The organism is Bacillus sp. CGMCC 1.16607 (assembly GCF_042683745.1).
Classification (GTDB): Bacteria; Bacillota; Bacilli; order Bacillales; family Cytobacillaceae; genus Pseudoneobacillus.
Genome location: NZ_JBHUJX010000018.1, coordinates 276,125 through 289,183, shown reverse-complemented (window position 1 = coordinate 289,183; position 13,059 = coordinate 276,125). Strand labels below are relative to the sequence as shown.

The following is a 13,059-nucleotide window of genomic DNA, read 5'->3' as shown; positions in this document are numbered from 1 at the left end:
GGAACTAGATGAGTACACAAACAATCGAGACATCCTTTAAACATAAATTTCAAAGTAAGATAGAAATTATGATTATGTGTGGACTCTTCATTATTTTGGCGTTAGCAGTATATCTTACATCCGATTCAGGAGGTAAGGTTCCAACGGGCTATTCCAATTTAGTGGGACTTTCATTAGAAGAAACAAAACAAAAAGCGAATTTTGCTATTCCTCTTATCAATGAATTACCCTTTTCAATCACTAAAGAAGAGGGAACGATCAATATAACTGAGTATGGACAAGAAAAGGTACATCGCGTAAGCCTTCATTATTTGAATGAAAAAACAGCGCAAGAACTATACATAGTATTTTCGAAATTAGATAAGGATTTACAAGATTACGAGAAATTAGAAACGGAGATAGTTAAACTACCGAATGGAAAAGACGCGAAATACGGAATTGTTGAATATGGTGAAGGACTGACATGGATTCAAGATGGCGTTTTCTATGGAGTTTACAATCATATAAATAAAAAGCAGCCAACATTAGGAGTAAATAATTTAATGGATATCGCAGAAAAAATCAGCAATAACTGATTAGAGGAAGAAATGGAAAAAATAATCTTATCAGCAGTGCAACATTCTTCAAATAAGTGAATAAATTTTGGGAGAAAATAAAGGAAATCCAATTCGCATATGAATTGGATTTCCTTTATTAATAGGCGGTATTTTAAAAGCTTCCTTAATAATTACATAGTATATTTGCTAATCAAAAGAATAAGTGGTTGAGTGCCAATGCTTAGAACTTGTGTTTCTTTTGCCAATCCAACCTAAATTTTGAAGTTCTTTAGCAATCAACATATTAAAAAATCCATGACCGACTAGTACTACATTATTTTTTTCTTTAGTATATTCAACTAAACGTTTAGCTGCTTTTTCTGCTCTGACTTTTGCATCAACTAAAGATTCACAACCATTTGAATATCCGCAAAACCATAGGCATCTCAAAAAAACTGCCCAGATATTTGGATGTAGCTTTAATCCCCACAAATTTGTTGGAAAATTAGGAAGTTCTGTTTCACGAAACAATGGTTCTGAAATTGTTTTAATGCTCGGCTGTAAATAGCTAGCAGACTCGATTGACCTTTTCAAGTGGCTTGTAATTACAACATTTGCTTTTGAAATAATATTAGTTGTTTCTGGTGGGTAAGATTTCTCATTAAAAACTCCATTGCTATCATAGTTTTCAACCCAATTTTTAAACTCTTTACAATTTATTGGATTATTTTCAGTCCACAGAGATTTTCCGTGTCTAATTAATGAAATTTCCATAGATAGACTCCTATTTCTAGTACTATATTCTAATGAAATTTAGGAAACCTTCTCCTCCACCATACCTACTCTTTTCTGCCTAAACTTCGCATAAAATGCCCCAGTCATGATAAGGGAGAGTACTCCAAATATCACGCACATGATTGAAAGCCCCACTGCATCTAATAAGAATCCCGTCATGAGCAGAACGATTTGGAACGTAACGCGATCAAGCATGTTTCGGAAGGAGAAGAACCTTCCATGAAAGTCTTTCGGGATTTTCGTTTGGAAAATCGTTGCAGCTGTTGGAAAAAAGCATCCAACCGAAAAACCAAAGACAAAAAAAGCTAATAAAGATAAAATTCTTATATCTGCGAAATAGAGCATTAGCTGTGACAACCCAATCACAAATGAGAAGAAAAATAAAATTGCATATGGCGATCTTTTTTTCGAAAGTTGCTTGACGATAAAGGCACCCAACATGAAACCAATACCTTCGAAAGTATAAATTAACCCTTTTATGGATGTACTATCCTGTAGTTCACTAATATTAATGACCATCAAGTTAAATCCACCGAGAAAAAGGACAGGGATGAGTGTTAATACAAGTGTCATAAACACAATGGGTATTCCTTTAATAACTGGAAAAACATCCTTAAAGCTCGATCTAGCTGCATCCTTCCCTTTGTCTAGCTTCGGTTCTTTTTTCTCCTCATCGATCTTCAAGAACAAGGTCAAAAGAAATAACCCTAAATAAGCCACTAAAGACAAGACGTATAGCATTGAAAGTGACATGATTACTAATAAAATTCCAGCTAAAGCGGTTCCTAATACTCGTGAAATCGTGGATACATTCATATGAATCCCATTAAGCTGTAATAAATTTTTTTCCTCGACTACAAGAGGAATGGCTGCTTGTAAAGCTGGAAAATAAAAAGCAGCCGAGATTTGAAGAAAAATAAGAAAAACAACCATCCACCAAACGGATCCAGTTTGAATAGCGATTAACATGAAAATGACACTCATGGCTCGAGCAAAGCCTGAAATAAGCATCACTTTTTTCTTGCTTATTTGATCAGTCATTCGACCAGCCATTGGTCCAACAATAATACCGGCAACTAAACCTACTGCTAGAATGAGAGATTTTAAGAAATCAGAAGGAACCTTTTCCTGCATAAATTCCAAATTCCCAATGATACCAAGCCATAAACCTAATCCTGCAATAAACTCACCCGTTAATAAAATCCACACATTTTTATTTTTCCACATGATAGCTCCTCACGATCTTCTTACTTCGTTCCTCTAAAGATACTACAAGTATAGAAAAAAATGTAATATTAAGTCTTTCGATTTGAAATCAGTTGACAGTTGATTGTTTTATGTTTATAAATACTTTATGTATATAAAATATTTACGAGTATAAAATATAAACCTGGGAGGCAATTATGGAGAGTAAAAATGCCTATGTTAAAGAAGCGTTTGCTTTACTTGAACAAGTAAATTCGGCCATAACGAAAGAATATGAATCCCTATTAAATCATGAATTAACACCTAAACAGCTTTTATTATTACGTACAGTAAGGGATGAGCAAAAGATCACGGTTAATTTTTTATCAGAAAAGCTGTCACTTTCACCGAGTTCACTAAGCCAATTAATTAGTCGACTAGAGGTGGCGAATTATTTAGAACGAGAGGTAAATGTAAACAACAGACGTGAAGTCTTTGTGATGTTAGGAGAAAAAGGTGTTGCCCTCTTTCAAAACTATGACGATATAGATCAAGACATTATCAACAAATACTATTCGGAATTTACATTAGAAGAAGTGATGACTTTCAGAAATCTTGTTAAAAAACTTCATTCCGTGATAGGAAAAAGAGGTGAAGGCAATGAGTGAATTAACGTTTGTAAAAGGCTATAGAAATAATGAGGTTCTTAGAAAAAGCTTTAATGAATTAGCTACTTCTATCTTTGGCATTGAATTTGAAGAGTGGTACCAGCATGGGTTTTGGGGAGATAAATACATACCTTATTCTTTCGTACTAGAAAATAAGGTGGTAGCAAATGTGTCCGTAAATATTCTGAATTTAGTCATTCAAAATGAGCAAAAACGAGCAATACAAATTGGTACGGTTATGACCCATCCAGATTATCAGGGGAAGGGTTATTCCAGGCAATTAATGAATCGGGTGTTAGAAGATTATTCCGAGTATGATCTAATGTATCTTTTTGCCAATCAATCAGTTCTCGACTTCTATCCAAAGTTTGGGTTCAATCGATTGGGGGAAACGTTATTTACGATGGCGATTCCTCAAATTCCCGAAAATGAACGAATAAATTTTCAAAAGTTAGATGTAAGTAGAAAAGAAGATTTAGATTTTATTTATTATTTGGCATCACAAAGATCGACTGTCTCCAATCTTTTCGGAACGAATGGTACAGAAGAACTGCTAATGTTCTATTGTATCCATGTTTTTAATCATCATATCTATTATTTAGCAGACCAAAAGGCTATTGTTTTATGCGAAACGAAGGGCCAAGATCTCCATATTTATGATGTGATAAGTGAGGATGAAGTAAATATAAGTAGAATAGTTGGCGCCTTTGCTACAAAGGACATCAATCATGTCATTTTCCACTTTACTCCAAATGATAAGAGTGTAAAATTTGAATTAGTACCCTATGAAGATAGTAATGTTCTATTTGTAAAAAATAATCAAAATGTTCAAATGCCAAAATATTTTAAACATCCGATTACTTCTCAAGCTTAATGGGCTTGCTTACAAAATCAGATCAGAATGGAGCAATGAAAATGGTTGAATATCAAATAAGACTTGGTACAGAAAAAGATGAAGATTTTCTTTGGGATATGTTATATGAAGCTATTTATGTGCCTGAGGGACATCCGAAGCCACCAAGAGACATATTAGACGATCCAAAGATTCAATGTTATGTGAAAAGTTGGGGGAGAAAAGGGGATTTATCCTTTATTGCAGTGGATTCAAAAAATACTCCTATAGGAGCCATATGGATAAGACTATTTAAAGAAGAAAATAAAACATATGGATTCGTCAATGAAAATACACCGATACTTAGTATGGCTGTCTTGTCTAATTATCGAGGAAAAGGTGTGGGAACACTGCTTTTAGAATCTTTAATAAAAGAAGCAAAGTTGAAAGGAATTACCGCAATCTCTTTAAGTGTAGATCCTAATAATCCCGCATTAAATTTATATACTAGATTTGGCTTCAAAAAGGTAGGCATTGATGGAACCTCTTGGGATATGGTGTCAGAATTACAGATTTAATATATTTAAGGGGTAAGTATGGATGTTAGATATTGCCATCCAACTAATGAAAGAGAATAAAGACGAAGAAGCACGTAATATCCTAATAAAATTAATAGAAACGTATCCGGATGACGCAGATGTTCAGTTTTATTGTGCCTCCGCACATGATGGGCTGGGACTAGAAAGTGAAGCTATCCCATATTATGAAAAAGCTATTTCCTTAGGTATTGAAGGCAGTAATAGAGAAAAAGTATTTGTTCAATTAGGTAGCAGCCAAAGATGTATTGGAGAATATGAAGCGGCTTTACGCACTTTGGAAAAAGGGTTACTTGAATTTCCAGAAAATAGGGCTATCCAAACATTTTGTCTATGACACTATATAACTTGAAGCAGTCAGAAATGGCAATGACACTATTATTAAATAATTTAATCGATACTTCCTCAGATCAATGGATAAAAACATATAGTCGAGCTTTAAAGTTCTATTCTGATAAGTTAGATGAAACTTGGTGAATTATTCCTTTTTTAAAAGATAGCCTGAGCAGAAGTTCTCTCCTGTTTTAGGCTATCTTTCTTTAAAATTTAATTTAATTCCAGTAGTGTAATATAAACATCAGTAGCTACTTCGATATTTTTAACTTCTTTGAATCCAAAGAATTCATACAGTTTTTTGGCTGGGAAATTTTTTTGGCCGGTACTGACTATGACCTTTTTATCCTTTGAAATTTCTTTGATAACATATTCAACAAGTTTTTTTCCTATACCCTTACGAAAATGATTAGGGTGAACAACTAACCGGCAAATTTCAATCTCGTTTTCGTTCATATCAAAAGAGATAAAGGCTACTAATTCATGATTTATGTAATAACCCATAAAAATTTCTGGGGATTCCGATATATTTTCTACGGTATCATTTAACTGGGGAATACCATCGAAATTTATTAATTCTGCCTCCACTTTGTAAGAGGGGATTTGCACATCAAGAATATTTTGGGTTATTTCTTTATTATGAAGATCTAATTTTACAATCACTATTTTCAGCCCCCATTTTTCAGTATAGTTTTGATTAAAACATATAATAGCAATTAAATACTTGAATTTCTATAAAACAAAATGATTTCTTTGCCTTAGGATTTAATAATTACATGGACTTTGAATATTGAAAAGCACAAGATTTAACTTCTTATAGTAGTATAGATTTTTCCCATTGCACACACAGCCTTTTCTAATCCTTCATCACTAAACCCACTAAAATAAAAAACTGCACATGGTTTAGGTTTACTAAAAAAATATGGAGAAGGGTCCTCCCAAAGGATTCCTTCTTTCGCACATAACTCCTGAAATATTTGATAGGTTTCACTTGTCCCATTCCACCAGCCAAATATATGCATTCCGGTGTCACCATCACTCCAATGGAAGGCATCATTTAAATGAGTATTCATAAGTGTCATAAATATATCGTGCTTTTGCCGGTAAACTCTTCGCATTTTGCGAAGGTGCTTGGTATAGCTTCCATTTTTTATAAATTGAGAAATGGCCGCTTGTTCTAATAGTGAAACGGTAAATGGCTGGAATACATTTCTAGCATTTATGAAATCATCCATTAAATAGGAAGGAACAACGGCGTATCCAATTCTTAAAGAGGTCAATAAGGTAAAAGCAAAGGTTCCAAAATAAATAACGCGATTATGGGAATCTAACACCTTTAAAGGCTCAACAGAGCGTTGCTTTAAACTAAATAGGCTATCAATATCATCTTCTATGATTAATGCATTATTAGAATCAGCCCAATTCAATAAGACTAATCGTTCATCTAATGTCATCACCCTTCCAGTAGGATATTGACTACTTGGTGTTACATAAGCAAGTCTACTTGTATGATTAGCCAAATCGTTTAGTCCGTCCTTTATTGAAAAAGGAATAGGATTCCCTCCAACTGTTTCGATAATATTTCTTACTCTAATGTAGGACGGATCCTCAACCAAAATCTGATTATCTTCTGAGATTAATAATTGAGCTATAATGGCCATACCATTTATAGAACCATTGATGATCACTATATTTTCAGCATTTGTATCGATAGCCCTTGTGGTCGCTAAATGATTCGCAATTCCTTCTCTTAGCTCTAGTAATCCTTTAGGATCTGTATTGGATGATGAATCTATTAAATATTCTCGATCTTTAATCCCCTGATTTACAGCTTTCTTCCATGCTTCAATTGGAAACTGCTCGTTTTGGGTTCTTTGAGATGAAAAATCATACTTAATATGTGGAGATATTCCGGATTGATAGGGATCTCTCTTTAGTCTTTTCCCCCAATTAGATAATTGATAATTAATTTCTTTTTTATCAACATTTTCATGGATGAAGGTAGGGGAAACATATGTACCACTTCCTATTTTCGTTTTAATATATCCATCTGCTAAAAGCATTTCATAGACAATATTGGATGTCCCTCTAGATAACGAATATTGACTAGCTAATTCCCTTGAAGAAGGGAGGCGAGTGCCAGCAGGTATCGTACCATTAAAAATTCCGTCTCGTATCGCATGATAAAATGCTAAATATTTATATGGGTATTTGTTTAAGTATAAATTAATAGGTAACCCTAAGATGGTCAAAAAACCTTCCTCCTTAAAGTGGTACAGTAAAAATAATCGTAATTGGACCTTTTTTATAGGTATGTTATATTTTACTATTTTCATTGTAGAATACAAAATGATAGGAGAATTGAGATGAAAGTTTACATGTATGTTTATGAAGGGTTCGCTGCATTTGAAGCAGTTGTATTAGGGTATTTACTAAAAAGCTATAAGCACAAACTAATTTTAGTAGGAAAGGATAGACAGGCTATACATAGTTACGACGGATTATTCATTCAGCCACATATAGCAATTGAAGAACTAGATGTGACGACAGCAGATTTATTCCTGATTCCTGGGGGGAACTCCTATCCAGCATTGGGGAACGAGGTATTAAAAGCAAAACTGAAACAGTTAAATGATCATGGAGCTATACTAGCAGCCATTTGCCATGGTCCTGCTCTTTTAGCAGAAGCGGGCGTTGTCCAAGGAAAGCACTTCACTAGTAATGTCGGTAAAAATGAACCACAATTTGAGCTTTTCGAAGGTATCTTTGAAAAAGAAGATGTTGTTATTGACGGGAATCTGATTACAGCAACTGGGAATGCCTATGTAGAGTTTGCATTTAAAGTAGCAGAGAAGCTGGAACTGTTCCCTGACCAAAGTCAATTAGATTCATTCTATGCTTTTTTTAAGAATAAAAAGTAAATAGAGAAATAATCAAAAGTAGACCGCTGAAATAGCGGTCTACTTTTTGTCCATCAACCAACATTAAATAGGACAATAACTACCTTTCATTTCCATGGTTTTCCATTGACACACTAACGTACGTTAGTTAATATAACCTTAAATTAACATTAACAATTTGGTCCGATTATGGACTTTTTTACTTTTATGGGATATATTCCCCTTTGGGGAAACGGTTGCACTAAATCTTTTAACGATTTAAGATTAAAAGATTTGGATCCTAATGAATTTGTTACTTAATAAAGACAGAAGGGAAGAAATATGGAAGAAATATTAATTGTGGAAGATGAAATAGATATACAAAAGTTACTATCTTTATGTTTTGAACAAGAAGGTCTCAAATATAATATGGTTTCTACTGGAGAGGAAGCACTTGATTACTTGGAGTCTGATAAAGAGCCTTCCTTAATCCTACTTGATGTTATGTTGCCAGGTAAAGATGGTTTTAACATCTGTGAAGAAATTAGAAAAATAACATGCACACCCATCATTTTAATGAGTTGTAAAAATGGAGATCACGATAAAGTGTATGGGTTTAGTGTTGGTGCTGACGATTATATTGAAAAACCATTTAGATTAAATGTTCTTATAGCAAGAGTGAGAGCACATCTGAGAAGGAATAGAATTTTAAGTAAATATATAGAAATACCTCCTACACCAATATCCACAACATCTACGAATAAAGTAATCTTTGATAATATCGAAATTGATCTACAAGCTAGAGAGGTCCTTCAAAACGGCAAAGAAATTCATTTGACTTCAAAAGAGTATGATTTGCTCATTTTCTTGTATACAAATAAAAATCAAGTCTTTCCTGCTGAGGATCTCCTATATCACCTTTGTGGGGAAGATACGAATAGTGAGATAAGAACCGTTATCGTCCACATTTCCTCCTTAAGGAAGAAGTTAGAAGAGAATTCTTTGAATCCGAAATATATTGTCACAGTAAGAGGGGTAGGATACAAATTTGTTCTCAAAGACTAAAATAACCAAATCAATTTTTTCAAAAATACTTGTATTCTCTCTCATGCTATCGTTAATACCATTTACAGTGTTTGGAATTTATAATTACGCCTTAGTCTCAAAACTCATTAAAGGTAATAATGATGATCAAATCCATCAGCAAGTCAAGCAAACCGTTCAGGAAAAAATGTTGTCCTTAGAAAAGGAAACGGAATCGATTAATTTGAAACTAGAACAAGTTGAAGCAAACCTTCAAATGATTCAAAAGCAAGTTGAATATTTGTATTCAAAAAAAGAAAAAATTCCATTAAAAGAAATTGAGCTTACGGAGGATCCAAAAGGTTTTTTATGGCAACCATATAAAAATCGATATATGGAATCGAACATGTTTGTAAGTGCTCGTTCCAGGAACTTAAAGGATCTCAATAGGGAGTTAATGGTTATTAAGGAAATGGATACTATTTTTAAAGAGGTATATAAAAACTCCGCAATTCAACTTAATCTTTGGTTTTGTCATTCTAATTCTGCAATTATTTCTTATCCCTCATTTGATTTTAAAGCGAAAATCGATGCAGGTGAGGGACAGCCAGATTTAGATGTTAGAAAGTATCCATTTTATAAAGTTTCCGACGAATACCATAACCTTACTAGAACAATTACATGGACGGCACCATATAAGGAATTCACGTTTAATTCGGCGTGGGTAGTAAGCGCAACAGCACCAATATATTCAGATAAACAAGAGTTGATTGGTGTGGTAGGTGTGGACGTACCTTTGCAATATTTATCAGGAATATTGAATGTGAAGTATAAAGAAGAGAATACCTATAATTTTGTCATTGATCATGAAGGAAACTTTATTGCTGGTAATAAAAATAGGGAAATCAAGACTACTCCATATAATTTGGACAAATTTATGACTGGCAACCATATTCCCGTAAATGATTATAGTATGATTAGGAGAAATCTTGAATCAAACAAACAAGTAAAAAGGATTATAGCTTTGAATGATAAATATTATTTATTATCTAAAGAAATAAAAAGTAATAAATGGATCTATAATATGGTCATTCCTGAAAGGGAGATTTTGGACCCTATTATCTTATCAACGAAAACGAGAGAAAAAAAAGAGTTAACCGAGTTTTTTGAAAAGTTAATCGTTACAACCCTAATATCTTCTCTGTTTATTATCATGTTGGCTTATGTGTTCTTTAGGCATATAACAATTCCAATGCATGTTTTAAAAATTGCTTTAACAGATTTAGCAAACGGGAAGTATTATCAAATTCCCATAAGGAAATGGGATGAAATAGGTCAATTAACAAGCTCTTATAATGACATGAATATGACGATTCAAACTTTATTAAAAAATTTGAACAAAAGAGCGGATGAACTGGATTCCAAGAAAAAAGAGTTGGAATTATCCAATAAGGCTTTGGTTGATACAAATCAAAAATTAAGAGAGTTGGAAGAAGCTAAATCAGAATTAGTCATGCAGCTCTCCCATGACTTAAAGACACCGATAACATCTGTTCAGGGATATTTAGAAATGCTTGAGATATATGATCTACCTACAAGTGATCGAGATGAATTCATCAATATATTAAAAATAAAATTGAATCACATTACAGATTTAATAGACGATTTATATATCGTGTCACAATTAACCTCTCCTCTTGAAGAATACCATAAAGAACCTATATTTATTGACATGCTTTTGGATCATTCGATTGAATTGGCTAGTACACAAGCAAGCAAAAAGGATATAAAGATTGATAGAGTTTATGAAGAACATTTACCATACTCCTTTGTAGATCCGAAAAAGATGAATAGGGCTTTTTATAATATACTTGTAAATGCCATAAAATACTCCAAGCATGAGATCGTTGAAATCCAGGTAAATGTATATACAGTTGATCATAAATCCATTTTCATCGAAATTAAAGACTTCGGTATCGGGATATCGAATGACAACCTCAGTAAAGTTTTTAATAAGTTTTTCAGAGAAGGTAGAATTCAAAATATAAAAAATGGTACTGGATTAGGGATGTCCATTACAAAAGCGATTATCGAAGCACATAATGGTACGATCCAAATAGAAAGTAAAATACAAGAGTATACACTTGTAAAAATCATTCTTCCCTTAGAGAATAGCTAATTGTTTTCTATTTTTATGTATACACAGTTTTTACTAGTTCGGGTGTCAGGCCTTCAGAAATTGATATGGTTATTATAGTTTCAGATACTCCAAAATACTTAATTCCATCGAATGCACTTTTAATTAAAGAAGAAATCAAGGCTGTTGCTGTAAATATTGTCTACGATAATAACGCTAATTGTATCGGAATGATTTCAGCAATAGACCACGTAAGTAGATACCTTAAAGCAAAGACACGTTTATTAAATGCCTTGGTTGTAGGTTCATTTTATAGCCAAGTTATAGCAAATCAAGAATGTCTTCTTTCGTATCCTACATTTGGAGATGGAAGTTGTGCAATTCTTCTGCAGAAATTAGAAGAAGATACTGAAAGAGGAGTCATTGATACGGTATATGAGACTGTTTCCCAACATAAAGAACAGAAGAATCAAATAATCCCTGTCTATTAAGATGAGGATTATTTGCTATGTATAAGGAAAAATACTATTAAAGTTTGCCTTTTGGAAAAATAGGATTCTAAGCATTTTTTAGAAAAAATTTGTAGTTTGACCAGGATTTGATTACCTCTTGACTTAAATTTTACTTATAAATGTTAGAATACCTCAGTCAATGTAAAAATTGGGGGATTTTCGATTTGTTACTCAATATTAAATTGTGAGGTAAATATGAAAATAGATACTCTATTTACACTTAAGTTTAAAAAACTTTTACCTAAAGGTAGAAAATCTATAGAAAGCTTCATTACTAATCAGGTCCTAATCAATAATCCATTTGCGGTATTAATTATTAACATAGACAATTTTAAGTCAATCATTTCAAAATATAATTATGCTGGTGGGGAGCAACTTTTATCCTTATATAAGAATAGGTTATTGAATGTAGTAAAACATACTGATTTTGTAGGACATCTTTCTGGGGATGAGTTTGCTATTTTTTTTACAGATGTTCATGAAAAAAGGAAAGTGTTAGATAAATTAAATAGAATTGTAAAACTTTTAAAATACCCCTTTGTAATTAATGGAAAAAAGGTGCATATCACAACAAGTGTAGGAATATCATTATTCCCCTATGATGGAAAGACAGCGGAATCACTTCTTAGAAAAGCATTTGCAAGTTTGCAGATAGTAAAAAATTCTGGCAAAAATCATTATCGCTTTTTTCAACCTGATTTCATCGATACAAAAATTGATTTTAATATTTTGAAGGATGAACTTGCTTCTGCCCTAAAAAATGAACAGCTTGAAATATACTATCAACCGCAAATCAATATTAGAACAAATGAAATATTTGGTTATGAATGTTTAATAAGATGGAATCATCCCACAAAAGGACTATTAAGTCCAGCCGCTTTTATTCCGATAGCGGAAAAGTCTAGTTTAATTGAATCGATAGGATACTGGACTATATACGAAGCGTGTAAGCAATATCTTGTTTGGGAAAAGGAATTGAAATTCCAAGGAAAGGTATCAATAAACATCTCTATTCGACAGTTACATAGTATTGATTTCGTAAGTAATGTTGATAAAATTTTCCAAACATATAAAATCAATCCATCCATATTCGTGTTTGAAATAACTGAAAGCCTGCCAATAGGTAACAATGAAATATTTAATACAATACATCATTTAAGAAATCTTGGAATTCGTATAGCTATAGATGATTTTGGAACAGGATACTCATCACTTAGTTATTTTGAAACACTTCCAGTTCAAATCCTTAAAATAGATAGAAGCTTTTTATCTAAAGTAACTCATTCGACTGTCTATTTACCTATCCTAGAAATGATCATTAAAATTGGTGTGGAGTTTAATTTAGAAATAGTAGCTGAGGGTATAGAAACGAAAGAACAATATAATTACTTGTTAAATAAAGATTGTAAAGTTGTTCAAGGTTATTTATTTACCCAACCACTTCCGAAAGATAGATTTAGTAAATGGATCGAAGAATGGAACGGAATGACTAGTGATCAATTCTTCATTTAAAAAGAAGAAGATACAGTTTATGTATCTAGTATAAGTGTAAATAAAGAGGAG

14 protein-coding genes are annotated in these 13,059 nt (G+C 32.8%); 10 read left to right on the top strand and 4 right to left on the bottom strand.

Features of this window, described 5'->3' with window-relative positions; genetic code table 11:
• Window positions 1-8 precede the first annotated feature (8 nt).
• Window positions 9-575 (top strand): hypothetical protein, encoded by a 567-nt coding sequence (locus ACFSO7_RS11625; protein WP_377877477.1) that lies wholly within the window; start codon window positions 9-11, stop codon window positions 573-575.
• Window positions 576-743: 168 nt separating this feature from the next.
• Here the strand turns inward: ACFSO7_RS11625 and ACFSO7_RS11620 are convergent, their stop codons facing one another.
• Both ACFSO7_RS11620 and ACFSO7_RS11615 read right to left on the bottom strand, forming a co-directional pair.
• Window positions 744-1,310: a histidine phosphatase family protein gene (locus ACFSO7_RS11620; protein ID WP_377877476.1), complete on the bottom strand. Its 567-nt coding sequence runs from the start codon at window positions 1,308-1,310 to the stop codon at window positions 744-746.
• Window positions 1,311-1,349: 39 nt separating this feature from the next.
• Window positions 1,350-2,558, bottom strand: coding sequence for an MFS transporter (locus tag ACFSO7_RS11615; RefSeq protein ID WP_377877475.1), 1,209 nt, complete (start codon window positions 2,556-2,558; stop codon window positions 1,350-1,352).
• Window positions 2,559-2,734: 176 nt separating this feature from the next.
• Between ACFSO7_RS11615 and ACFSO7_RS11610 the strand changes: the two genes are divergently transcribed.
• Genes ACFSO7_RS11610 through ACFSO7_RS11595 form a run of 4 tightly spaced genes read left to right on the top strand, consistent with a single transcriptional unit; the run spans window position 2,735 to window position 4,949 of the window.
• Entirely contained in the window at window positions 2,735-3,184 is a 450-nt protein-coding gene (locus ACFSO7_RS11610; protein ID WP_377877474.1) for a MarR family winged helix-turn-helix transcriptional regulator, read from the top strand.
• Window positions 3,177-4,058, top strand: coding sequence for a GNAT family N-acetyltransferase (locus tag ACFSO7_RS11605; protein WP_377877473.1), 882 nt, complete (start codon window positions 3,177-3,179; stop codon window positions 4,056-4,058). Before ACFSO7_RS11610 ends, ACFSO7_RS11605 begins: the two co-directional genes overlap by 8 nt.
• A 41-nt stretch (window positions 4,059-4,099) precedes the next feature.
• On the top strand, window positions 4,100-4,594 hold the full coding sequence (locus ACFSO7_RS11600; protein ID WP_377877472.1) for a GNAT family N-acetyltransferase: 495 nt from the start codon (window positions 4,100-4,102) through the stop codon (window positions 4,592-4,594).
• Between the two features lie 22 nt (window positions 4,595-4,616).
• Window positions 4,617-4,949, top strand: a complete 333-nt coding sequence (locus ACFSO7_RS11595) for a tetratricopeptide repeat protein (protein ID WP_377877471.1) — start codon at window positions 4,617-4,619, stop codon at window positions 4,947-4,949.
• Between the two features lie 209 nt (window positions 4,950-5,158).
• On the opposite strand, the gene ACFSO7_RS11590 is transcribed toward ACFSO7_RS11595, so the two are convergent.
• Window positions 5,159-5,608 carry a GNAT family N-acetyltransferase gene (locus tag ACFSO7_RS11590; RefSeq protein WP_377877470.1) on the bottom strand — a complete coding sequence of 150 codons (450 nt, stop codon included), beginning with the start codon at window positions 5,606-5,608 and terminating at the stop codon, window positions 5,159-5,161.
• 143 nt (window positions 5,609-5,751) lie between these two features.
• Window positions 5,752-7,197 carry a MocR-like pyridoxine biosynthesis transcription factor PdxR gene (gene pdxR / locus ACFSO7_RS11585; RefSeq protein ID WP_377877469.1) on the bottom strand — a complete coding sequence of 482 codons (1,446 nt, stop codon included), beginning with the start codon at window positions 7,195-7,197 and terminating at the stop codon, window positions 5,752-5,754.
• A gap of 114 nt (window positions 7,198-7,311) precedes the next feature.
• On the opposite strand from pdxR, the gene ACFSO7_RS11580 reads away from it, so the two are divergent.
• The 5 genes from ACFSO7_RS11580 to ACFSO7_RS11560 all read left to right on the top strand — a co-directional run bounded on the left by ACFSO7_RS11580 (window position 7,312) and on the right by ACFSO7_RS11560 (window position 13,008).
• Window positions 7,312-7,866 (top strand): DJ-1/PfpI family protein, encoded by a 555-nt coding sequence (locus ACFSO7_RS11580; RefSeq protein WP_377877468.1) that lies wholly within the window; start codon window positions 7,312-7,314, stop codon window positions 7,864-7,866.
• 300 nt (window positions 7,867-8,166) lie between these two features.
• Window positions 8,167-8,889 carry a response regulator transcription factor gene (locus ACFSO7_RS11575; protein WP_377877467.1) on the top strand — a complete coding sequence of 241 codons (723 nt, stop codon included), beginning with the start codon at window positions 8,167-8,169 and terminating at the stop codon, window positions 8,887-8,889.
• Window positions 8,873-11,026: an ATP-binding response regulator gene (locus ACFSO7_RS11570; protein WP_377877466.1), complete on the top strand. Its 2,154-nt coding sequence runs from the start codon at window positions 8,873-8,875 to the stop codon at window positions 11,024-11,026. The genes ACFSO7_RS11575 and ACFSO7_RS11570 overlap by 17 nt, the downstream gene beginning before the upstream one ends.
• Window positions 11,027-11,091: 65 nt before the next feature.
• Window positions 11,092-11,475, top strand: a complete 384-nt coding sequence (locus ACFSO7_RS11565; protein WP_377877465.1) for a hypothetical protein — start codon at window positions 11,092-11,094, stop codon at window positions 11,473-11,475.
• 216 nt (window positions 11,476-11,691) lie between these two features.
• Window positions 11,692-13,008 (top strand): putative bifunctional diguanylate cyclase/phosphodiesterase, encoded by a 1,317-nt coding sequence (locus ACFSO7_RS11560; protein ID WP_377877464.1) that lies wholly within the window; start codon window positions 11,692-11,694, stop codon window positions 13,006-13,008.
• Window positions 13,009-13,059: the final 51 nt, after the last annotated feature.

What these genes read in the sequence shown, in the direction of transcription:
- ACFSO7_RS11625 (WP_377877477.1), top strand. Translation starts at nt 9, where the DNA reads ATGAGTACACAAACAATCGAGACATCCTTTAAACATAAATTTCAAAGT.
- ACFSO7_RS11620 (WP_377877476.1), bottom strand. Translation starts at nt 1,310, where the DNA reads ATGGAAATTTCATTAATTAGACACGGAAAATCTCTGTGGACTGAAAAT.
- ACFSO7_RS11615 (WP_377877475.1), bottom strand. Translation starts at nt 2,558, where the DNA reads ATGTGGAAAAATAAAAATGTGTGGATTTTATTAACGGGTGAGTTTATT.
- ACFSO7_RS11610 (WP_377877474.1), top strand. Translation starts at nt 2,735, where the DNA reads ATGGAGAGTAAAAATGCCTATGTTAAAGAAGCGTTTGCTTTACTTGAA.
- ACFSO7_RS11605 (WP_377877473.1), top strand. Translation starts at nt 3,177, where the DNA reads ATGAGTGAATTAACGTTTGTAAAAGGCTATAGAAATAATGAGGTTCTT.
- ACFSO7_RS11600 (WP_377877472.1), top strand. Translation starts at nt 4,100, where the DNA reads ATGGTTGAATATCAAATAAGACTTGGTACAGAAAAAGATGAAGATTTT.
- ACFSO7_RS11595 (WP_377877471.1), top strand. Translation starts at nt 4,617, where the DNA reads ATGTTAGATATTGCCATCCAACTAATGAAAGAGAATAAAGACGAAGAA.
- ACFSO7_RS11580 (WP_377877468.1), top strand. Translation starts at nt 7,312, where the DNA reads ATGAAAGTTTACATGTATGTTTATGAAGGGTTCGCTGCATTTGAAGCA.
- ACFSO7_RS11575 (WP_377877467.1), top strand. Translation starts at nt 8,167, where the DNA reads ATGGAAGAAATATTAATTGTGGAAGATGAAATAGATATACAAAAGTTA.
- ACFSO7_RS11565 (WP_377877465.1), top strand. Translation starts at nt 11,092, where the DNA reads ATGGTTATTATAGTTTCAGATACTCCAAAATACTTAATTCCATCGAAT.
- ACFSO7_RS11560 (WP_377877464.1), top strand. Translation starts at nt 11,692, where the DNA reads ATGAAAATAGATACTCTATTTACACTTAAGTTTAAAAAACTTTTACCT.